Below are 23,062 nucleotides of genomic sequence, written 5' to 3'. Positions count from 1 at the left end.
GGCGCCCGCGGAGCGCTACCGGATGCGCAGCACCAGCCGCGCGCCCCCACCGGGCGCCGGCAGCGCGCGTACGTCGCCCCCGTGAGCCCGCGCAATCTCCCGGGCGATGGCCAGACCGAGCCCGGTGCCGCCGCTGGCCCGACCGCGGTCCGCGTCCAGGCGTACGAACCGCTCGAACACCCGGTCCCGGTCCGCCTCCGGGATGCCCGGGCCGTCGTCCGTGACCTCCAGCAGCCTCCAGCCGTCGTGCTCCGCGGCCCGCACGACCACCTCGGCGCGGGCGTACCGCAGCGCGTTGTCCACCAGATTGGCCAGCGCCCGCTCCAGCCGCGCCGGATCACCGGACGCCGGTACGGGCGCCCGCGCATCCAGCCGTAGCGAGACCCGGGCGTCACCCCGCGGGCCGCCCCGGCGCGCCGCGTCCTCCGCGGCCAGCAGCGCCAAATCCACCGGCTCGCTCCGGGGCGCCGGGCCGCCGTCCAGCCGGGCCAGCAGCAGGAGGTCCGCCGCGATGCGCTGAAGCCGCTCGGTGTCCGCCAGCGCGGCCCCGACCGACTCCCGGTCGGGGCGGTCCATGGCCAGCGCCACCTCCAGCCGGGACCGTACGGCGGCCAGCGGATTGCGCAGCTCGTGCGAGGCGTCCGCGGTGAACTGCCGCTGCCGGGCGTCGGAGCGCTCCAGCCGGTCGAGGGTGTCGTTCACGGTCCGGGCCAGCCGCGCGATCTCGTCCGCCCCGCCCGGGTCCGGGACCCGCCGGTCCAACTCGCTCGCCGTGACGGCCGCCAGCTCGCGGCGGATCGCGTTCACCGGGCGCAGTGCGCGGCCCGTCACCCACCAGGCCAGGGCCGCGGCGAAACCGGCGAGCGGGGGACCGCCCGCCAGGAGTCCGATCGCGACGGCCCGGGTGGCGTCGTCGACGTCGCCGAGCACGGTCATCGCGTACACGGTGTGCGCGCCCGGCGCGTTGACGACGACCACCGCGCGCCGTTCCCCGCCGGGGCGGGCGGGAGGGAGCACGGCCGACCGGGAGTCCTCCCCGGGCCCGGGGCGAGGGGCGCCGGCCAGGTCGGGGGTGTGCTTCGGATCGCCGGTGCCGCTACCGGTGCTGGCGACCGTCCGGCCGGCCTCGTCCCGTACGAGGACCAGGTCCACCCCGCTCTCGGGCGCGGGCAGCCGTCCACCGGGCGGCAGGGTCCGGCTGTCGAGCTGCGCGGCGACCTTGCGGGCGGCGAGCTCGGCACGGCCGGTGGTGTTGTCGAGGAGGTTCGCCCGCAACAGGGCGTGCAGCCACAGCCCCCCGGCGGCGAGGACAGCGGCCATCGCCAGGGCCGCCGCGGCGGCGGTGCGCGCCCGGATGCTGCTAACCACCGTCGGGGGCCAGCCGGTAGCCGGTTCCGTGGACGGTGCGGATCGAGCGGCGGCCGAAGGGGGCGTCGATCTTCTTGCGCAGCGAGGAGACGTACACCTCGACGATGTTCGGGTCGATACCGTGCGGGGAGTCCCAGACCTCGTCCAGAATGTCCTGCTTGGCGACGGCCCGGCCCGGCTGCTCCATCAGGCAGGCGAGCACGCCCAGTTCGCGGGCGGTGAGCTCGATGTCCCGGTCGCCGCGGCGGCACCGGCGGCCCTGCGGATCCAGGACGAGGTCGCCGGCCTGGAGCGTGCCGCGGTCGGGAGCGCCGGCGCGGCGGGCCAGTGCGCGTATTCGGGCGGCCAGGACGACGAAGGAGAACGGCTTGGTGAGGTAGTCGTCGGCGCCGGAATCCAGGCCCTCGGCCTCGTCGTACTCGCCGTCGCGGGCGGTGAGCATCAGGACGGGGGTGGTGTCGCCGTGGGCGCGCATCCTCGTGCAGATCGCGTGGCCGCTGGGACCCGGGAGCATCAGGTCGAGGAGGACGACGTCGTACGGGCCGCCGGCGAGGGCGAGGTCCATGCCGAGGTGGCCGTCGTGGGCGATGTCCACGCGGTGGCCGTCGGCGGAGAGGCCGCGCCGCAGGGACTCGGCGAGGCCTTCTTCGTCTTCGACTACGAGAATGCGCACGGCCCAAGCCTCACATATCGCCCGTCCGGGGCGCGGCCGGGTGTGCGGCTTGCGGTGGTGTGCCGGGTGCCCTGCGGGCGGCTCGGCGGTGTGCGGCTCGCGGCGGTGTGCCGGGCTCTGCCGGGTGCCCTGCGGGCGGCCCGTGCGATGTCCGGCTCGGCGCCGTGTGCCGGGCTCTGCCCGGACCCGCGCCTCAAACGCCGGCGAGGCTGAGTGGTGCGGGCCCGTGCCTTCGTGAGCGGCATGGCCGGGACGGTGCGGGCCGGCGCCTTCGTGAGCGGGGTGGCCGGGCCGGGATGGTGGTGCGGGGTGGTCGGCCTGGGCCGGTGCGTGGGGCCGGGGCGGGGTGTCTCCTCGGCTCGGCGCGCGCGGGCATGTCTCGGCCGTACGCGGGGGTCGCGCCTCGTCCTGCGGGGACACCCCGCCCCGTCCCCACTCCCCTCCGCCGACACACCCCCGGGAAAGCCCTGCCCCCCAATCGGGTCCCGCGTACAGCCGAAGCCTGCCGTGGGGCGGGGACACGCAGGAGGGTCCCCGCAGGACGAGGCGCGACCCCCGCCGTACGGCCATGACGCCGCCGCGCGCGCCGAGCCGAGGAGATCCTCGTGCGGGGCACCGCCCCACCCGAGATCCGCCAAATCAAGCCCCGCCGGCGTTTGAGGCGCGGGGTCCGGGGCGGAGCCCCGTGCAACGGCGGGGCGGGGCACCGCCAAGCCGCCCGCAGGGCAACCCGCGCGGGGGCCGGGGCGGAGCCCCGGGCAGCGGCGGGGCGGCGTACCGCAGGGGGGCCGCGCAACGCCCGAGGGGCGGGAATTGGCACTCCGCTTGACCGAGTGCTAATCGCCGGAATAGTCTCGCACCTGGCACTCGCCCCTGGTGAGTGCCAACACAGCGACAGGCAGATCCGGCACCCGCGACGACGGATCGACCTGGTCGCCACCTCAGACAGTTAACCCCGGATCTCCGAAGGGGGAGGTCGGATCGTGACGACCACCAGCTCCAAGGTTGCCATCAAGCCGCTTGAGGACCGCATTGTGGTCCAGCCGCTGGACGCCGAGCAGACCACGGCTTCCGGCCTGGTCATCCCGGACACCGCGAAGGAGAAGCCCCAGGAGGGCGTCGTCCTCGCGGTGGGCCCGGGTCGCTTCGAGGACGGCCAGCGTCTCCCGCTGGACGTCACCGTCGGCGACATCGTGCTCTACAGCAAGTACGGCGGCACCGAAGTGAAGTACAGCGGCGAGGAGTACCTCGTCCTCTCGGCTCGCGACGTGCTCGCGATCGTCGAGAAGTAATTCTCTTCATCAGTACTGCTTTGAGCTGCGCCCCTGGTCACCCCGCTGATTGCCGGGCGGCGAGGGGCGCAGCTCGTTAAACCCGAGTTTTCGAGAGGGCTGAACCGCTCCCATGGCGAAGATCCTGAAGTTCGACGAGGACGCCCGTCGCGCCCTCGAGCGCGGCGTCAACAAGCTTGCCGACACGGTCAAGGTGACGATCGGCCCCAAGGGCCGCAACGTCGTCATCGACAAGAAGTTCGGCGCCCCCACCATCACCAACGACGGTGTCACCATCGCTCGCGAGGTCGAGCTGGACGACCCGTACGAGAACCTGGGCGCGCAGCTCGTGAAGGAGGTGGCGACCAAGACCAACGACATCGCGGGTGACGGCACCACCACCGCCACGGTGCTGGCCCAGGCGCTGGTCCGCGAGGGTCTGCGCAACGTCGCCGCGGGTGCTTCCCCGGCCGCCCTGAAGAAGGGCATCGACGCCGCGGTCAAGGCCGTGTCCGAGGAGCTCCTCGCGACCGCCCGCCCGATCGAGGACAAGTCCGACATCGCCGCCGTGGCCGCGCTCTCCGCGCAGGACCAGCAGGTCGGCGAGCTCATCGCCGAGGCGATGGACAAGGTCGGCAAGGACGGTGTCATCACCGTCGAGGAGTCCAACACCTTCGGCCTGGAGCTGGAGTTCACCGAGGGCATGGCCTTCGACAAGGGCTACCTCTCGCCGTACATGGTCTCGGACCAGGAGCGTATGGAGGCCGTCCTCGACGACCCGTACATCCTGATCAACCAGGGCAAGATCTCCTCGATCCAGGACCTCCTGCCGCTGCTGGAGAAGGTCATCCAGGCCGGCGCCTCGAAGCCGCTGCTGATCATCGCCGAGGACGTCGAGGGCGAGGCGCTCTCCACCCTCGTCGTCAACAAGATCCGTGGCACCTTCAACGCGGTGGCCGTCAAGGCCCCCGGCTTCGGTGACCGCCGCAAGGCGATGCTCCAGGACATGGCCACCCTCACCGGTGCCACCGTCATCGCCGAGGAGGTCGGCCTCAAGCTCGACCAGGCCGGTCTGGACGTACTGGGCTCCGCCCGCCGCGTGACCATCTCCAAGGACGACACCACCATCGTCGATGGTGGCGGCAGCCACGAAGAGGTCCTCGGCCGCGTCAACCAGATCAAGGCCGAGATCGAGTCGACCGACTCGGACTGGGACCGCGAGAAGCTGCAGGAGCGCCTGGCGAAGCTCGCCGGTGGCGTCTGCGTCATCAAGGTCGGCGCCGCCACCGAGGTGGAGCTCAAGGAGAAGAAGCACCGTCTCGAGGACGCCATCTCGGCGACCCGCGCCGCGGTCGAGGAGGGCATCGTCTCCGGCGGTGGCTCCGCTCTCGTCCACGCCGTGAAGGTCCTCGAGGGCAACCTCGGCCTGTCGGGCGACGAGGCCACCGGTGTCGCGGTCGTGCGCCGCGCCGCCGTCGAGCCGCTGCGCTGGATCGCCGAGAACGCCGGTCTCGAGGGTTACGTCATCACCTCGAAGGTCGCCGAGCTCGACAAGGGCCAGGGCTTCAACGCCGCCACCGGCGAGTACGGCGACCTGGTCAAGGCCGGCGTCATCGACCCGGTGAAGGTCACCCGTTCCGCGCTGGAGAACGCCGCCTCCATCGCCTCCCTGCTGCTCACGACCGAGACCCTGGTCGTCGAGAAGCCGGCGGAGGACGAGGGCGACGCCGGTCACGGCCACGGCGGTCACGGCCACAGCCACTGATCGCACGCACCACGCCGAGAAGGCCCCGTTCCGCAGCCGCGGGGCGGGGCCTTCCCCGTGATGGGGCCTCAGGTTCCGTACGGGGAACCCGATCCGCCCATCTGCCGTTGCAGGGCCGCGGTGTTGTAGTGCCACCAGCCCTCGACGATCTCTCCCTCCAGGCACCTGAAGGTGGTGCTCCCGGACATCTCGTACGTCTTCCCGGTCGGTGGGACTCCCATGAAGGTGCCCTTGTGGGTGCCGCGCCAGTTCCACACCGTCGTGACCATGTCGCCCTCGGCCAGCATGGCCTGCGGCTCGAAGGTCATGTCGAAGGCGGCGCGCCACGTCTCCATGTCCGACCGCATGGCGTCGCGTCCGATGACGGTGGACTCCGCCTTGCTGACGTCGTGGTCGATGTAGTTCGTCGCGAAGCACTCGTCGAGGACGCCCATGTTGCCGCCCATGGCCGCTTCCTCGAACACCCGCCGGGCGAGCTGCTTGTTGAGGTGCTCGTCGCGGACGACGTCGAGGTTCATGAACTTCGGCATTCCCTCACAGAGGGCCACCATCTCCTGGAACATGCGGTCCGTCTCGGGGAGATGGGAGTTCTTCATGGCCTCCTCGTACGAGGGGAACTCCACCATGTCCACGTAGTGGTTCCGGGCCTCGCGGTCCTGGCCGATCATCGTGTGCGTCGCCGTGCGCCTGCCGCTGCTCTGCTCCGCCCAGCGGTCGATGAGCGCGTTCATCTCGTCGAACCGCCTGGTCTCATAATCGATCACTTGTACGAATGTCATGGCGTCGCCTCCCGCGCTGGATGGGACAGGTCCAGTTTAGGGAGATTTCACCCGATCGGCTGCTTGTGACGAGGCCCGTCCGGGTGGCCTCCGGGGCTACTGGGGGCCGTACTTGCGGCCCGTGCGCGAGGACACCCCGCCCAGCAGTCCGCGCGGCGTCAGCTTCACCACGCCCATCAGCGCCTTGTACCGCGGGTCCGGGATCGACACCGTTTTCCCCCGCGCCAGGTCGGCCAGGGCCGAAGCCACCAGCTTGTCGGCGTCCAGCCACATCCAGCTCGGGATGTTGTCCGTGCCCATTCCGGCCCGCTCGTGGAACTCCGTCCGGACGAAGCCGGGGCACAGCGCCATCAGCCGCACCCCGGACCCGCCCAGGTCCCGCGCCGCGCCCTGGGTGAACTGCACGACCCAGGCCTTGCTCGCCCCGTACGTACCGCGGGGTACGAAGGCGGCCACCGAGGCCACGTTGATCACGCCGCCGCGGCCGCGCGAGCGCATCGACGCGGTGGCCGCCGAGGTCAGCCGCAGGACCGCCTCGATGTGCACCTTCAGCATGGTCAGCTCGTCGGCCATGGAGACTTCCAGGTAGCGGCCTTTGTTGCCGAAGCCCGCGTTGTTGACCAGCAGGTCCACCGGGTGCGTGCGGTCGTCGAGGCGCCGCTCGACCGCCGCGATGCCCTCCTCCGTGGAGAGGTCGGCGGCCAGTACCTCCGCCTCGATGCCGTGCCGGTCGTGCAGTTCGGTGGCCTGTTCGCCGAGTCGCTTGGTGTCGCGCGCCACCAGCACCAGGTTGTGCCCCTGGGCGGCCAGCCGCCGGGCGAAAGCGGCGCCGATGCCCGCCGTGGATCCCGTAATCAACGCAGTCGTCATAGGCGCAACCTAGCTTCCCCCGCTGACGGCGCTACTTCGCCCCGGCCCCGGCCCCGTACTTCTCCACGTACAGGCGAACCCGCTCGTGGGCCTCCGGCTCCATCGCCCCGCCCGCCGCCAGGGTGAGCGGCAGCAGGGCCCGCTCGGTGGTGAAGGCGCGGAACCAGAGTTCCACCGTCACCTCGTGGTCCGGCCGGTGGATGACCTCGATCGCGTCGCCGGGGGAGACCGAACCCTCCTCGATCACCCGGAGGTACGCACCCGGCCGGGCCTCCTTCGTGAACCGCTTGACCCAGCCGGCCTCACCCAGGGCGCCCTGGAAGGTCCGGCACGGGATGCGGGCCGAGGCCACCTCGAGGACGAGGTCCGCGCCGACCCGCCAGCGGTCGCCGAGCCGCGCGGTGTTCAGGTCGATGCCGGAGGTGGTGAAGTTCTCGCCGAAGATCCCGGCCGGCAGCTCCCGGTCCAGGCTGCGCTCCCACAGGTCGAGGTCCTCGCGGGCGTACGCGTAGACGGCCTGGTGGTCGCCGCCGTGGTGCCGGCGGTCGCAGACGGCGTCGCCCTCCAGTCCGCTGCCGAGGCCGGTGGCCTTGGGGCCCGGGGCGACGACGCGGACCGGTCCGGGGACGGGGCGCTTGCCTATGCCCGTCACCCCTCCCTCCGCGTCGGAGTAGTCGACGGCCGTGGCGCGGCCGAGGTTCACGGAGATCAGATGCATGGAGCCCATGGGACCACACGCTAGCCGAGCAATCCCAAAGCGTCACCGGGATATTCGCGCAGCAGTCAAAGCAGGGCTTATGCTCGGGTGGTGATCGAGGCACGTCATCTCCGGGTTCTGCGCGCTGTCGCCGGGACCGGGTCCTTCTCCGCAGCCGCCCGCGAGCTCGGCTGCACCCAGCCCGCCGTCTCCCAGCAGATGAAGGCGCTGGAGCAGTCCGCCGGCACCCCGCTGCTCATCCGCACCGGCCGCGAGATGCGGCTGACCCAGGCCGGTGAGGCCCTGGTGCGCCATGCCGCGGGGATCCTGGCCGGGCTGACCGCGGCCGAGGAGGAGGTCGCGGCCATCGCCGGGCTGCGCGCGGGACGGGTGCGGCTCGTGTCCTTCCCCAGCGGCAGCTCCACGCTGGTGCCGACCGCGCTCGCGGCGATGCGCGCCGAGCACCCCGGGACCCGTATCTCGCTGGTCGAGGCCGAGCCGCCGCGTTCGGTGGAGATGCTGCGCGAGGGGGACTGCGACCTGGCGCTGGCCTTCCGCTACGGCGGCGCCGCCCATTCCGCCGCGGAGTGGGACGACCTCGTGGTGCGGCCGCTGCTGACGGACCGGCTCGTCGGGCTGGTTCCGCAGGGGCACCGGCTGGCCGGCGCGGAGCGCGTGGGCATGGCGGAACTGGCGGACGAACCCTGGATCGCGGGCTGTCCGCGCTGCCGCCGCCACTTGGTGGAGGTGTGCGAGGGCGTGGGCTTCACCCCGCGCATCGACTTCGCCACCGACGACTATCCGGCGGTGGTCGGTCTGGTCGGCGCCGGGCTGGGCGTGGCGGTGCTGCCGGAGCTCGCGGTGGAGTCCGTACGGGCCAAGGGCGTGAGCACGGTGGCCGTGGAGCCGGCGGTCGAGCGGGAGGTCGTCGCGCTGACCCTGCCCGACCTGGCCCGGGTGCCGGCCGTGGCCGCGACCCTGGCGGAGCTGGAACGGGCGGCCGCGCGCTGACCCGCGTCCGCCCCCGGCGGCGGCCGGGGGCGCACATCGGACGGCCCGGTGGGGCCGAACGAGTGAAACGCGGGCCGGGCGGCGACACGCCCGGTGGTGCCGGTGATTCGAGGAAACGTTCCTTCTGACGTTTCGTCGGCGCTCAGTTCGGCGCGATCGGTCCGATCGCACTCGACGCGGGGATCAGGCGGTGCCGGGCGCGGCCCATCAGTTCCTCGCGCTCGTCCTCGGTGAGGCCGCCCCACACCCCGTAGGGCTCTCGGACGGCGAGTGCGTGCGCGGCGCATTCCGAACGCACCGGGCAGCGCATGCAGACCTCTTTAGCCGAGGCCTCGCGCGCGCTCCTGGCCGCGCCCCGCTCGCCTTCCGGATGGAAGAAGAGGGAGCTGTCGACCCCGCGGCAGGCAGCGAGGAGCTGCCAGTCCCAGAGGTCGGCGTTCGGTCCGGGGAGGCGGGAGAAATCTGCCATTGGTAGTCCTCTTGGTGCCGGTACTGAGGCGGATACGGTCCATGTCTCCACACCTACTGTCGGAGTAGATGTAAATATGACTCATTGGGAATCTAGCCTCAGACACGTGCCAAACGGAAGGAAAGCCGCCAAATAGGGCATAGCTCCAGATGGAGGACAGCCGGCCCGCGCCTCCAACGCCGTGATCGCTTCCTCACGTAGAGTGCTGAAGGTGTCCGTCCGACCCGTAACTCTTTCGAGTGACCATCGTTGAGAGTGCGAAGGCGGTTGAACCAACAAGTTCTCGGACAGGTGTCCGGGAGCATCGACCGCACAGGTGACGATACGTACCAGCCTGGAGGCTCAAGGTGACGCGCATCAGCAGCTGCGGAGGGCGGTCATGACATCCGTCCTCGTCTGCGACGACTCCCCGCTTGCCCGAGAGGCGCTCCGTCGCGCGGTTGCCACCGTGCCCGGCGTCGAGCGTGTGACGACGGCTGCCAACGGCGAGGAAGTCCTCCGCCGCTGGGGCGCCGACCGCTCCGACCTGATTCTGATGGATGTACGGATGCCCGGGCTGGGCGGTGTGGAGACGGTCCGTCGGCTGCTCTCGGCCGACCCCGGCGCCCGCATCATCATGCTGACGGTCGCCGAGGACCTGGACGGCGTGGCCCTCGCGGTCGCCGCCGGCGCCCGTGGCTACCTGCACAAGGACGCCTCGCGCGCCGAACTGCGGGCCACGGTCACCCAGGCCCTCGCCGACCCGACCTGGCGACTGGCCCCGCGCCGGCTCCGCTCGGCCGAGATGGGCGCCGCGCCCACGCTCACCGCGCGCGAGATCCAGGTCCTGGAGGGCATGAGCCACGGCCGGTCCAATGCGGAGATCGGGCGCGAGCTCTTCCTCTCCGAGGACACGGTCAAGACGCACGCCCGCCGGCTGTTCAAGAAGCTCGGTGCCTCGGACCGGGCGCACGCCGTGGCGCTCGGATTCCGCTGGGGTCTGGTCCGCTGACCCCTCGGTCCGGGCCGGGAGCGGCCCGGTCCGCCGCAGGCCGTGGATCGTCGCGAGCGGTCCCGTCCGCCACCCGCGGACGGGGCGGCGCGCCGCCCTCGTGATCTCCTGTTCTCGGGGGCAGCCCTGTCCCCGCCGTACCCGGTGCGCACACGGGGGTTGGCGGGGCACAATCCGGGGGACGTCTCGCTTCGTGCGCGATGCCGCATCCTTGAGGGTGTGGAGTCTCTCGGGGACTATTCGGCCGAGCGGGAGGGGAGGGCGCAGACGATGGGTTCCGGCGCGCCTGCTCATAACGCTTCGATGCACAACAAGGGCCACGGTGCCGCGGATGCTCCGGCGCCAAGGCACCATGGATTGATGCGCGACGACGAGGCCCTGGGGTCACCCGCGGCCACAGGCCCGACCGGCGCCGCCAAAGGCGGCAGTGCCGGGGGTGTCAGCGCGCTCGTACGCCGGGCGGTGGAAGGCGACGAGCAGGCCACGCACGACCTGCTCGCCTTCGTGCACCCCCTCGCGATCCGCTATTGCCGCACCCGGCTCTCGCGGCTGCCCGGTGACGCTCGTCACTTCGTGGAGGACCTGGCGCAGGAGGTCTGCGTCGCCGTCCTGATGGCGCTGCCGCGCTACCGGGACACCGGGCGGCCCTTCGAGGCCTTCGTCTTCGCGATCGCCGCGCACAAGGTCGCCGACCTGCAAAGGGCCGCCATGCGGCACCCGGGCAGCACGGCCGTGCCCTCCGACGAGATGCCGGAGCGGCCCGACGACTCGCTGGGCCCGGAGGAGCGTGCGCTGCTCAGCAGCGACGCGGCCTGGGCCAAGAAGCTCCTGGCCAACCTTCCGGAGAACCAGCGCGAGCTCCTCGTGCTGCGGGTCGCCGTCGGGCTGACCGCGGAGGAGACCGGGCAGATGCTCGGAATGTCCCCCGGGGCCGTCCGCGTGGCCCAGCACCGGGCGCTCAGCCGGCTGCGGGCACTGGCCGAGCAGTAGGGGCGCTGCCCCACGCGGGAGGGCGGCTGTGCGGGCCTCGCGGCCCGTGCGGGCCCTGCGCTCCGTCCGGTCCCGTGGCACCGGTCGCGGCCCTGTGTGCGGAGCCCGCCCGCGGGTGCCGGTCGTAGGAAACGACGAAACTTCTGCTTGACCTTGGTCGTGGAATGAGACGCGTCGGGATCCCGTTAGCATGGACATCCGCGCTGAGCAAGACCATTTGGGAAGGTGTCATGACTGCCGACGGAGTGCCCGACAAATTCGCCACGCTCGGACTGACCTACGACGACGTGCTGCTGCTGCCGGGCGCGTCGGACATGTCTCCGGACGCGATCGACACCTCCTCCCTCATCTCCCGGAACGTGCGCGTCAACGTTCCGCTGCTGTCCGCGGCCATGGACAAGGTCACCGAGGCCCGCATGGCCATCGCCATGGCCCGCCAGGGCGGCGTCGGCGTGCTGCACCGCAACCTCTCCATCGCCGACCAGGCCAACCAGGTCGACCTGGTCAAGCGCTCCGAGTCCGGCATGGTCACCGACCCGATCACCGTGCACCCGGACGCGACGCTGGGCGAGGCCGACCAGCTCTGCGCGAAGTTCCGCATCTCGGGCGTCCCGGTCACCGACGCCGGAGGCAAGCTCCTCGGCATCGTCACCAACCGCGACATGGCCTTCGAGTCGGACCGCAGCCGCCAGGTGCGCGAGGTCATGACCCCGATGCCGCTGGTCACCGGCAAGGTCGGCATCTCCGGCGTGGACGCCATGGAGCTGCTGCGCCGCCACAAGATCGAGAAGCTTCCGCTGGTCGACGACGCGGGCATCCTCAAGGGCCTCATCACGGTCAAGGACTTCGTCAAGGCCGAGAAGTACCCGAACGCCGCCAAGGACAAGGACGGCCGGCTCCTCGTCGGCGCCGCCGTCGGCGTCGCCGGTGACGCGTACGAGCGCGCCCAGGCCCTGATCGAGGCGGGCGCCGACTTCATCGTCGTCGACACCGCGCACGGCCACTCCCGCCTGGTCGGCGACATGGTCGCCAAGATCAAGTCGAACTCCACCGTCGACGTCATCGGCGGCAACGTCGCCACCCGCGACGGCGCCCAGGCGCTCATCGACGCCGGCTGCGACGGCATCAAGGTCGGCGTCGGCCCGGGCTCCATCTGCACCACCCGCGTCGTCGCCGGCATCGGCGTCCCGCAGGTCACCGCGATCTACGAGGCCTCGCTCGCCGCCAAGGCGGCCGGCGTCCCGGTCATCGGCGACGGTGGCCTCCAGTACTCCGGCGACATCGCGAAGGCCCTGGTCGCGGGCGCCGACACGGTGATGCTCGGCTCGCTGCTCGCGGGCTGCGAGGAGTCCCCGGGCGAGCTGCTCTTCATCAACGGCAAGCAGTTCAAGTCCTACCGCGGCATGGGTTCGCTCGGCGCGATGCAGTCCCGCGGCGACCAGCGCTCCTTCTCCAAGGACCGCTACTTCCAGGAGGGCGTGGGCGGCGACGACAAGCTCATCCCCGAGGGCATCGAGGGTCAGGTCCCCTACCGCGGCCCGCTCTCCGCGGTCGTGCACCAGCTCGTCGGCGGCCTTCGCCAGTCGATGTTCTACGTCGGCGGCCGCACGGTCCCCGAGCTCCAGGACCGCGGCCGGTTCGTCCGGATCACCTCGGCGGGCCTCAAGGAGAGCCACCCGCACGACATCCAGATGACGGTGGAAGCACCGAACTACTCCCGCAAGGGGTAGCAGCCACGCCGAAGGGGCGGGCCCGGACGACCGGGCCCGCCCCTTCGGCGTGGGGGCCGGTCGTCCGCACAGCGGTCACCGGAACGCGGGCCCCCGGCGTTCGGGGATACTGGACGGGCAGACCCAGAGGAAAGGCCACCACACGTGACTGAGATCGAGATCGGGCGCGGCAAGCGCGGCCGCAGGGCGTACGCGTTCGACGACATCGCCATCGTCCCGAGCCGGCGTACCCGGGACCCGAAGGAGGTCTCGATCGCCTGGCAGATCGACGCGTACCGCTTCGAGCTCCCCTTCCTGGCCGCTCCCATGGACTCGGTCGTCTCCCCGCAGACCGCGATCCGCATCGGCGAGCTCGGCGGCCTCGGCGTGCTGAACCTCGAAGGCCTGTGGACCCGGTACGAGGACCCGCAGCCGCTGCTCGACGAGATCAGGGAGCTGGACGAGGAGGCCGCGACCCGCCGTCTCCAGGAGATCTACTCCGCGCCGATCCAGGCGGACCTGATCCGGCAGCGGATCAAGGAGGTGCGCGACTCGGGCGTCGTCACCGCCGCCGCGCTCTCCCCGCAGCGCACCGCCGAGTTCTCCAAGGCCGTCGTCGACGCGGGCGTGGACATCTTCGTGATCCGCGGCACCACGGTGTCGGCCGAGCACGTGTCGGGCGCCGCCGAGCCGCTGAACCTCAAGCAGTTCATCTACGAGCTCGACGTCCCGGTCATCGTCGGCGGCTGCGCCACCTACACGGCGGCCCTGCACCTGATGCGCACCGGCGCGGCCGGTGTCCTCGTCGGCTTCGGCGGCGGCGCCGCGCACACCACGCGCAACGTGCTCGGCATCCAGGTCCCGATGGCGACCGCCGTCGCGGACGTGGCCGCGGCCCGCCGCGACTACATGGACGAGTCCGGCGGCCGCTACGTGCACGTCATCGCCGACGGCGGCGTGGGCTGGTCGGGCGACATCCCGAAGGCCGTCGCCTGCGGCGCGGACGCCGTGATGATGGGCTCCCCGCTGGCCCGTGCCACCGACGCGCCCGGCCGCGGCAACCACTGGGGCATGGAGGCCGTCCACGAGGACGTGCCGCGCGGCAAGAAGGTCGACCTGGGCACCGTGGGCACCACCGAGGAGATCCTCACCGGTCCCTCGCACACCCCGGACGGCTCCATGAACATCTTCGGCGCGCTGCGCCGCTCGATGGCCACCACCGGCTACAGCGAGCTCAAGGAGTTCCAGCGGGTCGAGGTCACGATCGCGGACTCGCAGCACAGCCGCTGATCGCTCCACCAGTACGCCGGAGGGCCGGCACCCCGAGCGGGGTGCCGGCCCTCCGGCGTGTGCGGGGCGCCGGTCAGGCGGCCTTGCGGGCCGTCTGGAAGGCGGCGTACGCGCCGATCGCGAAGAACAGGACCGAGATCGGGTCGAAGTTGTCCAGGTAGGACTGGTGGACGTCGGCGAGGTGGCTCGTGAGCAGCTCGGTCGCCGTGAGCGGGGGGTTGGCCTTCGCGATGAACATGGCCTCGGTCAGCAGGTAGCCGGCGTAGACGCCGGCGAGCGTCAGCAGGGCGCTCAGGACCGGGAGGACGGGGTTGCTGCCGCCGAGGCGGACGGCGACGAGGCCCACCAGGAACCCGACACCGGCCGCGGCGTAGCCGATCTGGTACTCGATCGCGCCCATGAGGCCGCCGTAGGCGGCCCCCGCGGCCAGGGCGGCGGCCAGCGCCCCGAGGATCGCCAGGCCGATGTTGCCGGTGCGGGCCGGGGCCGGGGCGGGAGCCGCCGTGTAGGAGTCGGGCGCGGGCGGCGTGAAGTTCTGGCTCATCGGAAATCCCCCCAGGGACGCAGACGCACAGAGGTCCAGGGGGACGTATGTGCGAGATAAGTGACGCCGCAGGCTAGCAGCCGTGTCGGACATCCACCTGGGGGTTTTCCCGGGCTCAGAGCCGGTGGGCCGCGCCCACCGGGCTGGCGCCGCGGGTGTCCAGGAGCAGCTGGGCCTTCACGGCGAGTCCTTGCAGGTCGTAGGTGCGGTGGTGCTGGAGCAGGATGGTCAGGTCCGCGTTCGCGGCGGCCTCGTACAGCGATTCGGCGCGGGGGACCGGCTGGTCCCGCACCCGCCACCCCGTGATGTACGGGTCGTGGTAGCTGATCAGCGCGCCCAGGTCGAGGAGGCGGCTGGCGATCTCGCAGGCCGGGGAGCCCTCCTGGTCGGCCAGGTCGGGCTTGTAGGTGACGCCGAGGAGCAGGACGCGGGCTCCGCGGGCGGATTTGCCGTGCTCGTTCAGCAGGGTGGCCGAACGCTGGATGACGTACTGCGGCATCCGGTTGTTGATCTCCTGGGCCAGGCCGACCATGCGCAGGGGGTGGCCGGGGGTGCGCGTGGTGTGGGGGAGGTAGTTCGGGTCGAGGGGGACGCCGTGGCCGCCGACCCCGGGGCCGGGGCGGAAGGCCTGGAATCCGTACGGCTTGGTCTCGGCGCAGCGGATGACGTCCCACAGGTCGACGCCGAGGTCGTGGCAGAGCACCGCCATCTCGTTCATGAGGGCGATGTTGACGTGGCGGTAGTTCGTCTCGAGCAGCTGTACGGTCTCGGCCTCGCGCAGGCCGCGGGCGCGGACCACCTTCTCGGTGAGGCGTGCGTAGAAGGCGTGCGCGGATTCCGTGCAGGCGGGGGTGAGGCCGCCGATCACCTTGGGGGTGTTGGAGATGCCGTGCGTGCGGTTGCCCGGGTCGTGGCGGCTGGGGGAGTAGGCCAGGTGGAAGTCCCGGCCCGCCCGCAGCCCGGAGCCGGCTTCGAGGATCGGGCGGAGGTAGTCCTCGGTGACCCCGGGGTGGGCGGCCGATTCGAGGATCACGGTGGTGTGGGGGCGCAGCCGGGCGGCGAGCGCGCGGCCGGCCTCACCGACGGCGGAGAGGTCCAGTGCGCGGTCGGCGCCGAGCTGGGTGGGGGCGCAGATGACGGCCGTGCGGACCCGGCCGAGCTCGGCGGGGTTGGTGGTGACCCGGAAGCCGGCCGCCGACATGCGGCGGATCTCGGCGGCGGTGAGGGTGGAGTCCGTGACCGGACCGCTGTCGTAGCCGACCGTCTCGATTCCGGCGGCGACGGCCGCCTGGGCGAGTGGGAGGCCGAGATGGCCGAGTCCGATGACGGCGAGATCTGCGGGCATGGGGGTGCCGTCCCTTCCCTGACATGAGGGGGCTGCGGCGCAAGGCCTCCGGGGGCACGGGGGAAGCTGGCGCAATGTCAGACTAGGCGTATATATGACAGATATGTCGCATTCCGGGGTGAACGCCACCGTTGTGTTGTCCACAGGCGGTGGCTGATGTGGGTGCGGGCGGTCAGAATCAAGGAACGGGGGCATGTGAGCGGAATCTCATCCGCACCAACGGGAGGCAGCCGTGAGGACAGCGACACTGGGGCCGACGCAGCGGGCCGAGGCTCTCAGCCGGATGGCCGAGCGGGAACTGGACGTGCTGGTGGTGGGCGCGGGCGTGGTGGGCGCCGGCACCGCACTGGACGCCGTGACCCGGGGCCTGTCGACCGGCCTGGTGGAGGCCCGGGACTGGGCATCGGGCACGTCCAGCCGCTCCAGCAAGCTGATCCACGGCGGCCTGCGGTACCTGGAAATGCTCGACTTCGCCCTCGTGCGCGAGGCCCTGAAGGAGCGCGGCCTGCTGCTGGAGCGCCTCGCCCCGCACCTGGTGAAGCCGGTGCCCTTCCTGTACCCGCTCCAGCACAAGGGCTGGGAGCGGCTGTACGCCGGCTCGGGCGTCGCACTGTACGACGCGATGTCGGTCTCCAGCGGCCACGGCCGGGGCCTGCCCGTGCACCGGCACCTGTCGCGGGCGCGCGCGCTGCGGGTGGCGCCGGCGCTGCGCAAGGACGCGCTGGTGGGAGCCCTCCAGTACTACGACGCCCAGATGGACGACGCCCGGTACGTCACCACGCTGGTGCGGACGGCCGCCGCGTACGGGGCGCACTGCGCCAATCGGGCGAGGGTCGTCGGCTTCCTGCGTGAGGGCGAACGGGTCGTCGGCGCGCGGGTGCGGGACGTGGAAGCCGGCGGCGAGTACGAGATCCGCGCGAAGCAGGTCGTGAATGCGACGGGGGTGTGGACGGACGACACCCAGGCGCTGATCGGGGAGCGTGGCCAGTTCCACGTACGGGCCTCGAAGGGCATCCACCTGGTCGTACCGAAGGACCGGATCCATTCGAGCACCGGGCTGATCCTGCGGACCGAGAAGTCGGTGCTGTTCGTCATCCCCTGGGGCCGGCACTGGATCGTGGGGACCACGGACACCGACTGGGACCTGGACAAGGCCCACCCGGCGGCGTCGAGCGCGGACATCGACTACCTGCTGGAGCACGTGAACTCGGTGCTGGCGGTGCCGCTCACGCGCGACGACGTCCAGGGCGTGTACGCGGGCCTGCGGCCGCTGCTGGCCGGGGAGTCGGACGCGACGAGCAAGCTGTCGCGCGAGCACACGGTCGCGCACCCGGTGCCGGGGCTGGTGGTGGTCGCCGGGGGCAAGTACACGACGTACCGGGTCATGGCGAAGGACGCGGTCGACGAGGCCGTGCACGGGCTGGACCAGCGGGTGGCGGACTGCGTGACGGAGGACGTCCCGCTGGTGGGGGCGGAGGGCTACCGGGCACTGTGGAACGGCCGGGCCCGGATCGCCGCCCGGACGGGTCTTCATGTGGTGCGGGTGGAACACCTGTTGAACCGCTTCGGATCCCTGACGGAGGAACTGCTGGACCTGATGGCCGCCGACCCGGGGCTGCGGGAGCCGCTGTCCGGGGCGGACGACTACCTCCGGGCGGAAATCGTCTACGCGGCCTCGCACGAAGGGGCGCGGCACCTGGACGACGTCCTGACGCGGCGCACCCGGATCTCGATCGAGACCTTCGACCGGGGGACGCGGTCGGCGCGGGAATGCGCGGAGTTGATGGCCCCGGTCCTGGGGTGGGACAAGCAGCAGATCGAGAAGGAAGTGGAGCACTACGAGAAGCGGGTCCAGGCGGAAAGGGAATCGCAGCGCCAGCCCGACGACCAGACGGCGGACGCGGCGCGGCTGGGGGCGCCCGACATCGTTCCGTTGTAACTCCGGGATCCGGAGGGGGGAACCGCAGACCCGGGGCGCCCGTCCGTTGCGGAGTGAGGAACAATGAGGGTTCTGCCGGGGCGGGTTATCGCGGGCCCCGGCCGCCGGGTCGCTCAGCCGCTGGGGCAGGCGGAGCAGCGGCACGATCGCAGAGGGGACGCATGTCGAAGCCGGAGCACACCGAGTCGCCTGCGGCGAAGCCCAGCAGTGAGAAGTCCGAGGCTGGCGCCGCGGCTTCGGATGCCGGGTCGCCTGCGGCGAAGCCCGGCGGTGAGGCAGCCGCGCCTGTGTCTGCCGAGCCGGCGGACGCTGCGTCCGACGCCGATCCTGCGGGGTCGCCTGCGGGGTCGCCTGCGGCGAAGCCGGGCAGTGAGAAGGCTGCGCCTGCGGCTGCCGAGCCGGCTGACGCTGCGCCGGAGGCCGAGCCTGTGGTTGGGAAGCCCGGGTTGAGCAAGGCTGCGGCGGAGGCCGTGGAGGCCGGGCCTGCGGCTGGTGCCGCGGATGCGGAACCGGCTGATGCCGAGCCTGCGGTTGCGAAGCCTGGGTTGAGCAAGACCGACGGGTCGCCTGCGGCGAAGCCGGGCCGGGAGAAGGCTGCGGCTGCCGATCCGGCTGACGCTGTGCCTGCGGCTGCGAAGCCAGGGCTGAGCAAGGCTGCGGGGTCGTCTGCGGCGAAGCCGGTGGTGGCGAAGCCGGGGAGCAATCCCGTCGTCGAGAAGGCGGATGCCATGGCCGCCGCCGTCAAGGCCGCCGCGAAGGCCGCCGGGGACGGCAAGGACGAGGGGCGGTTGCTGGCCGGGCGGTACCGGCTCGGTGCCGTGCTCGGCAAGGGCGGGATGGGTACCGTCTGGCGCGCCCAGGACGAGACCCTGGGCCGGACCGTCGCCGTCAAGGAACTCCGCTTCAGCAGCGGGGTCGACGAGGACGAGAAGCGACGCCTCATCACCCGTACCCTCCGCGAGGCCAAGGCGATTGCGCGGATCCGCAGCGGCGGCGCCGTCACCGTCTACGACGTCGTCGACGAGGACGCCCGGCCGTGGATCGTCATGGAGCTCATCGAGGGCCCCTCGCTCGCCGAGTTCATACGTGAGAACGGCCCGCTCACCCCGCACCGCGCCGCCGAGGTCGGCCTCGCGGTGCTCGACGTGCTGCGCGCCGCGCACGGCCAGGGCATCCTGCACCGCGACGTGAAGCCGTCCAACGTGCTCATCGCCGGCAACGGCCGGGTCGTCCTCACCGACTTCGGCATCGCGCAGGTCGAGGGCGACCCCTCCGTCACCTCCACCGGCATGCTCGTCGGCGCCCCGTCCTACATCTCCCCCGAGCGCGCCCGCGGCCACAAGCCCGGCCCGCCCGCCGACATGTGGTCGCTCGGCGGCCTGCTGTACGCCTCCGTCGAGGGAGTGCCCCCGTACGACAAGGGGTCCGCGCTCGCCACCCTCACCGCCGTGATGACCGAGCCGGTGGAGCCGCCGAAGAACGCGGGCCCGCTGATCGAGGTCATCTACGGCCTGCTCGCCAAGGACCCCGCGCACCGGCTCGACGACAGCCGCGCCCGGGCGATGCTCAGCGCCGTCCTCGCGGCGCCCGAGCCCGAGCCCGCCCCCGTAGTGGCCGCGGCGGCCGAGGAGACCCGGCAGATTTCGCTGGCGGACGCCAAGGAGGCCGCGGACAAGGCCGCCGCGGAGAAGGCGGAGAAGGCTGCCGAGAAGGCGGCGAAGAAGGAACGCGAGCGCCGCGACCGCGAGCAGCGCGAGCGGGCCCGCGCCGCGCTGAAGGCGGCCCGCAAGGCGGCGACGGCCGCGGCCGCCACCACGGCCGTCACCGCCGCGGAGCCGCCGAAGTCCAAGCCGTCCCCCGTCAAGGCGCCGCTCACGGACGTCATGCAGCGCCGCACCATCGTGCTCGCGGCGGCGGCCGTGGTCGTGGTGCTGGCCGTCGTCGGCTCGCTCATCGCCTACGCCTTCAGCACCGACGACAAGGACCCCAAGGACGAGAGCAAGGGCGGGGGCAAGCCCACCCCGGCGGCCTCGGCCCCGAAGGACCCGGGCGGCGGGACGGGGAACACCTCCCCGAAGCCCTCGGGGAACACCGGCGACACGGGCGGCAACGCCAACGGCAGCGCGGGTACGGGTGCCGGTACCGGCGGGCAGCAGTCCCCGGCCGCGAACCAGGGCCAGGGCGCCACGTCCGGCGGCGGCGCCGGCGGCGCGCTCCCGGCGGGATTCGTCCCGGTGCAGGACTTCGGGTTCCACTTCTCGATGGCCATGCCCGAGGGCTTCAAGCAGACGGGCACCGCGGGCGAGAACTCCGGCGGCATATACAGCCGTGACGGCGGATTCCCGCGGATCCAGGTCGACTACACCGACAAGCCGGGCAACGACGCGCGCCTCGCCTGGGCCAAGGCCGCCCCGGCGGTGGCGGGCAGCAGCACCAGCTACCGGCAGATCCGCATCGACGCGGTGGACTACCGGGGCTACCCGACCGTCGCGGACTGGGAGTTCGAGCGGGAGCAGAAGGGGATCAAGGTCCGGGTGCTCAACCGCGGCTTCAAGCTGGACGCGACGCACGGCTACGCCATCATGATCAGCTGCGCCGCCGACCAGTGGGACGGCGCCGAGTGCACCCAGATGCGCAACGTCGCCTTCGAGACGTTCCAGCCGCTCGGCTGACCTCGGGACGCGGGCGGCCCCGGCGACGTATCGTGTCGGAGGGGCCATGGGGACCCGCCGCACTCGGGGGAGGCGATGTGGAGGAGTACGCGGGCCGGATCCTGGCCGGCCGCTACCGCCTGCCCCTGCCGCCGTCCGACGAGTACGAACTGGTCGAGACGCGCGCCTTTGACACGCGCAGCGGGCAAGAAGTCCTGGTACGCCAGGTGCCGTTGCCGGAGATCGTGGACGCGGAGCTGCTGGACGGGCACCGCGCCGTGCCGGCCGCGCGCCGCTCGCCCGCCGATCTGCCGGCCGTCCGCCGCGCCATCGAGGCGGCGCAGGCGGCGGCTTCGATCCCGGACCATCCCCGGCTGGACCAGGTCTTCGACGTGTTCGCCGAGGGCGAGTCGCTGTGGATAGTGAGCGAACTGGTGCCGGCCAGGCCGCTGGCCGCGCTGATAGCCGATGAACCGCTGAGCCCCTACCGGGCGGCCGAGGTGGCGTCGGACGTGCTCACCGCGCTGCGGGTGCTGCACGCGCACGGCTGGACGCACCGGAACATCACCGTCCGGACGGTGTTGGTGTGCGAGGACGGGCGGGTCGTGCTGACCGGCCTGGCGGCCGGCGCGGCGGAGGAGGCCCTGTGCGGGTACGACCCCGTGCCGAGCGCCGAGGACACCGGCGTCGCGACGGGGTGGGGTACCGGCCCGGCTCCCGCACCCGGCACCGGCGCCGTTCCGCTCCCGGCGCAGGCGTCCGCTCCGGCTCCGACTCCGGCTCCGATGCAGGTTCCCGCTCCCGCTCCGGTCGTGCTCCCGGACCCGGACCCGGATCCGGCTCCCGCTGCCGGTCCGGTGGACCTCCGTACGGAGCCCCCCGCCGCGTACGCGCCCCTCGTGGCCCCCGGCTACGACACCGGGCCGCGGTACAACGACCACATCACCCCCGGCCGTCCGCAGGAGCGCCCCGACCTCCAGGCCGCCGCGCGGGCCGGGGCCATCGCGGCCTACCGGGCCGGGGCGCGGGCCGCCGCCGCCCGGGTCATCGAGGAGCGCAGGGCCGGAGCCGGGACCGAGATCGAGGCCGGTTCGCCACCGCCGGAGCGTCGGCCCGAGGGGTCGACCCTCCCGCACGGGTACTCGTACCCCTACGGCGGCCCGGAGACGGGCACCGCCTCCTGGCACGGTGCGACCCCCCGCCGGGCGGAACTCCCCGCGGCCACCCCGGAACCCGAACCGGAACGGGAACGGGAACGGGAAACGGAATCGGATCCGGAACCGCTGCTGGAAGGGCCCGTGCGGGAGGCCTTACCGCAACCCCGACCACAACCGGAACCCTGGCCCGAACCCCGGCCGGAACAGGCGCCGGCGCCCGACCTCCAGCCCGAGCGCCCCGCCCTGCCCGCCCGCCTCGCCCTGCCCCAGGGCTACCGGCAGGCCGAGGCCGAGGCCCCGGCCACGCCCACGCCCGGCCAGCCGCAGTCGAGCGGCTGGACCGGGCCGCGCACCGGCCTGGACGCCGAGCGGGCCCGGCAGACCCGGATGGCCGTCGTCGGGGCGGTCACCGAGCGGTGGGCCCCCGAGCAGGCCGGTCCCGTGCACGGGCACTGGCAGCTCGCGGCCCCCGTCGGGCCCGCCACCGACCTGTGGGCGCTCGGCGCGCTGCTCTACCGCGCGGTGCAGGGGCACGCCCCGTACCCGGAGGACAGCGTCGCCGAGCTGGTCGAGATGGTCTGCGCGGAACCGCCGGCCTTCGCGGAGGAGTGCGGGGCGCTGCGCCCGATCGTCGAGTCGCTGCTGCGCCAGGACCCCACGGAGCGGCCGGACTTCGAGGAGCTGCGGGGCTGGCTGCGCTCGCTCGTGCGGTCCGCGCCCGAGCCGGACGCCGGATTCGGGGTGCTCCCGATGCCGGAGCCGGATCCGGCGCGGCTGCCCGTCGTACGCCGTCGCGGCGAGGTCCACGGGCGGCACCGCAACCCCAGCGCCCCCCGCAAGCCGCGCGCCCTCGGCCGGACCCTGCTCGTCGGGATCCTGGTCCTCCTCGCCGGCGCGGTGGCGTACGCGCTGCTGTTCATGCCGCGTGCCGCGGATCCGGAGGCCGCGGGCGACGCCCGGGGCAGCACCGGCCAGGCCCCGGCGAAGCCGAGCCCCTCCCAGGTGCCCTCCGGCACGCCCGAGTCCAAGCCGGCGCCCCAGACGACCGAGCCCGCCGCATCGCAGCCCGCCCCGGCCCCGGCTCCGGCCGGTTACACCACCCAGCAGGATCCGGAGCACTTCGAGATCGCCGTGCCCGACGGCTGGGAGCGCCGCGGAATCAATGAGTCCGGTCAGGTGCGTTACACCGACGGGCAGTTCGTGCTGACGGTCGTCCCCGGCCGTGACAAGGTCCAGGGCAATCCGGATCCGGCGGCGTACCAGAAGGACAAGGAGCCGGAGCTGACCCCGTACCGGACGTCCACCTGGTCCACCGTGGGGGACGTGAAGACCACGAAGGTGGGCCAGCAACTGCGCGCCTCGGGCCGGTACACGTGGATCGACGGGACCGGTCGCAACGTGTTCGCCCGCAACTTCGTCGTCGCGCTGGGCGGGAGCTACCACGTCGTTCTGGTCACCGGTCCGGAGGACGAGCAGTCCAAGGTCACCGAGGTCTTCGAAAAGGCCACGGCGAGTTACAAGGCGGGCGGTTGAACGGATACTG

Annotated in this window: 18 protein-coding genes; 10 read left to right on the top strand and 8 right to left on the bottom strand. The window is 72.5% G+C overall.

Annotated elements, in window-relative coordinates; translation table 11 throughout:
• Positions 1 to 15: 15 nt before the first annotated feature.
• Together B6R96_RS38645 and B6R96_RS14635 are read right to left on the bottom strand one after the other, a co-directional pair.
• Complete coding sequence (locus B6R96_RS38645) at positions 16 to 1,368, bottom strand: sensor histidine kinase (RefSeq protein WP_107475519.1); 1,353 nt, start codon at positions 1,366 to 1,368, stop codon at positions 16 to 18.
• Positions 1,361 to 2,041, bottom strand: a complete 681-nt coding sequence (locus tag B6R96_RS14635) for a response regulator transcription factor (RefSeq protein WP_053704308.1) — start codon at positions 2,039 to 2,041, stop codon at positions 1,361 to 1,363. The genes B6R96_RS38645 and B6R96_RS14635 overlap by 8 nt, the downstream gene beginning before the upstream one ends.
• Positions 2,042 to 3,024: 983 nt before the next feature.
• On the opposite strand from B6R96_RS14635, the gene groES reads away from it, so the two are divergent.
• Both groES and groL read left to right on the top strand, forming a co-directional pair.
• A complete protein-coding gene (gene groES, locus B6R96_RS14630) occupies positions 3,025 to 3,333 on the top strand; it encodes a co-chaperone GroES (protein WP_030389102.1) in 309 nt (102 codons plus the stop codon).
• Positions 3,334 to 3,445: 112 nt separating this feature from the next.
• A complete protein-coding gene (gene groL / locus B6R96_RS14625; protein WP_030389103.1) occupies positions 3,446 to 5,077 on the top strand; it encodes a chaperonin GroEL in 1,632 nt (543 codons plus the stop codon).
• Positions 5,078 to 5,145: 68 nt separating this feature from the next.
• Here the strand turns inward: groL and B6R96_RS14620 are convergent, their stop codons facing one another.
• The 3 genes from B6R96_RS14620 to B6R96_RS14610 all read right to left on the bottom strand — a co-directional run bounded on the left by B6R96_RS14620 (position 5,146) and on the right by B6R96_RS14610 (position 7,444).
• Complete coding sequence (locus tag B6R96_RS14620) at positions 5,146 to 5,841, bottom strand: ester cyclase (RefSeq protein WP_335755535.1); 696 nt, start codon at positions 5,839 to 5,841, stop codon at positions 5,146 to 5,148.
• A gap of 111 nt (positions 5,842 to 5,952) precedes the next feature.
• Positions 5,953 to 6,726 carry an SDR family NAD(P)-dependent oxidoreductase gene (locus tag B6R96_RS14615; RefSeq protein ID WP_030389105.1) on the bottom strand — a complete coding sequence of 258 codons (774 nt, stop codon included), beginning with the start codon at positions 6,724 to 6,726 and terminating at the stop codon, positions 5,953 to 5,955.
• Positions 6,727 to 6,757: 31 nt separating this feature from the next.
• Positions 6,758 to 7,444, bottom strand: coding sequence for an MOSC domain-containing protein (locus B6R96_RS14610; protein WP_081525106.1), 687 nt, complete (start codon positions 7,442 to 7,444; stop codon positions 6,758 to 6,760).
• A 90-nt stretch (positions 7,445 to 7,534) separates the two neighbouring features.
• Here B6R96_RS14610 and B6R96_RS14605 point away from each other — a divergent pair, with 90 nt between their 5' ends.
• On the top strand, positions 7,535 to 8,434 hold the full coding sequence (locus tag B6R96_RS14605; RefSeq protein ID WP_030389107.1) for a LysR family transcriptional regulator: 900 nt from the start codon (positions 7,535 to 7,537) through the stop codon (positions 8,432 to 8,434).
• A 142-nt stretch (positions 8,435 to 8,576) separates the two neighbouring features.
• On the opposite strand, the gene B6R96_RS14600 is transcribed toward B6R96_RS14605, so the two are convergent.
• The gene (locus tag B6R96_RS14600) at positions 8,577 to 8,903 is read right to left on the bottom strand and encodes a WhiB family transcriptional regulator (RefSeq protein ID WP_030011164.1); all 327 of its coding nucleotides are present in this window, start codon (positions 8,901 to 8,903) and stop codon (positions 8,577 to 8,579) included.
• 379 nt (positions 8,904 to 9,282) lie between these two features.
• Between B6R96_RS14600 and B6R96_RS14595 the strand changes: the two genes are divergently transcribed.
• The 4 genes from B6R96_RS14595 (at position 9,283) to B6R96_RS14580 (ending at position 13,883) form a co-directional block, all read left to right on the top strand.
• Positions 9,283 to 9,894, top strand: a complete 612-nt coding sequence (locus tag B6R96_RS14595) for a response regulator transcription factor (protein WP_003948568.1) — start codon at positions 9,283 to 9,285, stop codon at positions 9,892 to 9,894.
• A gap of 360 nt (positions 9,895 to 10,254) precedes the next feature.
• Positions 10,255 to 10,884 (top strand): sigma-70 family RNA polymerase sigma factor, encoded by a 630-nt coding sequence (locus B6R96_RS14590; protein ID WP_030389108.1) that lies wholly within the window; start codon positions 10,255 to 10,257, stop codon positions 10,882 to 10,884.
• Between the two features lie 230 nt (positions 10,885 to 11,114).
• On the top strand, positions 11,115 to 12,614 hold the full coding sequence (gene guaB / locus B6R96_RS14585; protein ID WP_030389109.1) for an IMP dehydrogenase: 1,500 nt from the start codon (positions 11,115 to 11,117) through the stop codon (positions 12,612 to 12,614).
• Between the two features lie 144 nt (positions 12,615 to 12,758).
• The gene (locus B6R96_RS14580; RefSeq protein ID WP_081522665.1) at positions 12,759 to 13,883 is read left to right on the top strand and encodes a GuaB3 family IMP dehydrogenase-related protein; all 1,125 of its coding nucleotides are present in this window, start codon (positions 12,759 to 12,761) and stop codon (positions 13,881 to 13,883) included.
• A gap of 73 nt (positions 13,884 to 13,956) precedes the next feature.
• On the opposite strand, the gene B6R96_RS14575 is transcribed toward B6R96_RS14580, so the two are convergent.
• Positions 13,957 to 14,427 (bottom strand): hypothetical protein, encoded by a 471-nt coding sequence (locus B6R96_RS14575; RefSeq protein WP_030389111.1) that lies wholly within the window; start codon positions 14,425 to 14,427, stop codon positions 13,957 to 13,959.
• Positions 14,428 to 14,542: 115 nt separating this feature from the next.
• Complete coding sequence (locus tag B6R96_RS14570; RefSeq protein ID WP_030389112.1) at positions 14,543 to 15,772, bottom strand: nucleotide sugar dehydrogenase; 1,230 nt, start codon at positions 15,770 to 15,772, stop codon at positions 14,543 to 14,545.
• A gap of 232 nt (positions 15,773 to 16,004) precedes the next feature.
• Between B6R96_RS14570 and B6R96_RS14565 the strand changes: the two genes are divergently transcribed.
• The 3 genes from B6R96_RS14565 (at position 16,005) to B6R96_RS14555 (ending at position 23,052) form a co-directional block, all read left to right on the top strand.
• Positions 16,005 to 17,711, top strand: coding sequence for a glycerol-3-phosphate dehydrogenase/oxidase (locus B6R96_RS14565; protein ID WP_053704305.1), 1,707 nt, complete (start codon positions 16,005 to 16,007; stop codon positions 17,709 to 17,711).
• A 161-nt stretch (positions 17,712 to 17,872) separates the two neighbouring features.
• Positions 17,873 to 20,383, top strand: a complete 2,511-nt coding sequence (locus B6R96_RS14560) for a serine/threonine-protein kinase (protein ID WP_107475518.1) — start codon at positions 17,873 to 17,875, stop codon at positions 20,381 to 20,383.
• Between the two features lie 77 nt (positions 20,384 to 20,460).
• Positions 20,461 to 23,052: a protein kinase gene (locus B6R96_RS14555; protein WP_107475517.1), complete on the top strand. Its 2,592-nt coding sequence runs from the start codon at positions 20,461 to 20,463 to the stop codon at positions 23,050 to 23,052.
• Positions 23,053 to 23,062: the final 10 nt, after the last annotated feature.

It is taken from the genome of Streptomyces sp. Sge12, from assembly GCF_002080455.1.
Lineage (GTDB): Bacteria > Actinomycetota > Actinomycetes > Streptomycetales > Streptomycetaceae > Streptomyces.
This window is presented reverse-complemented; position numbering and strand designations above follow the sequence as displayed.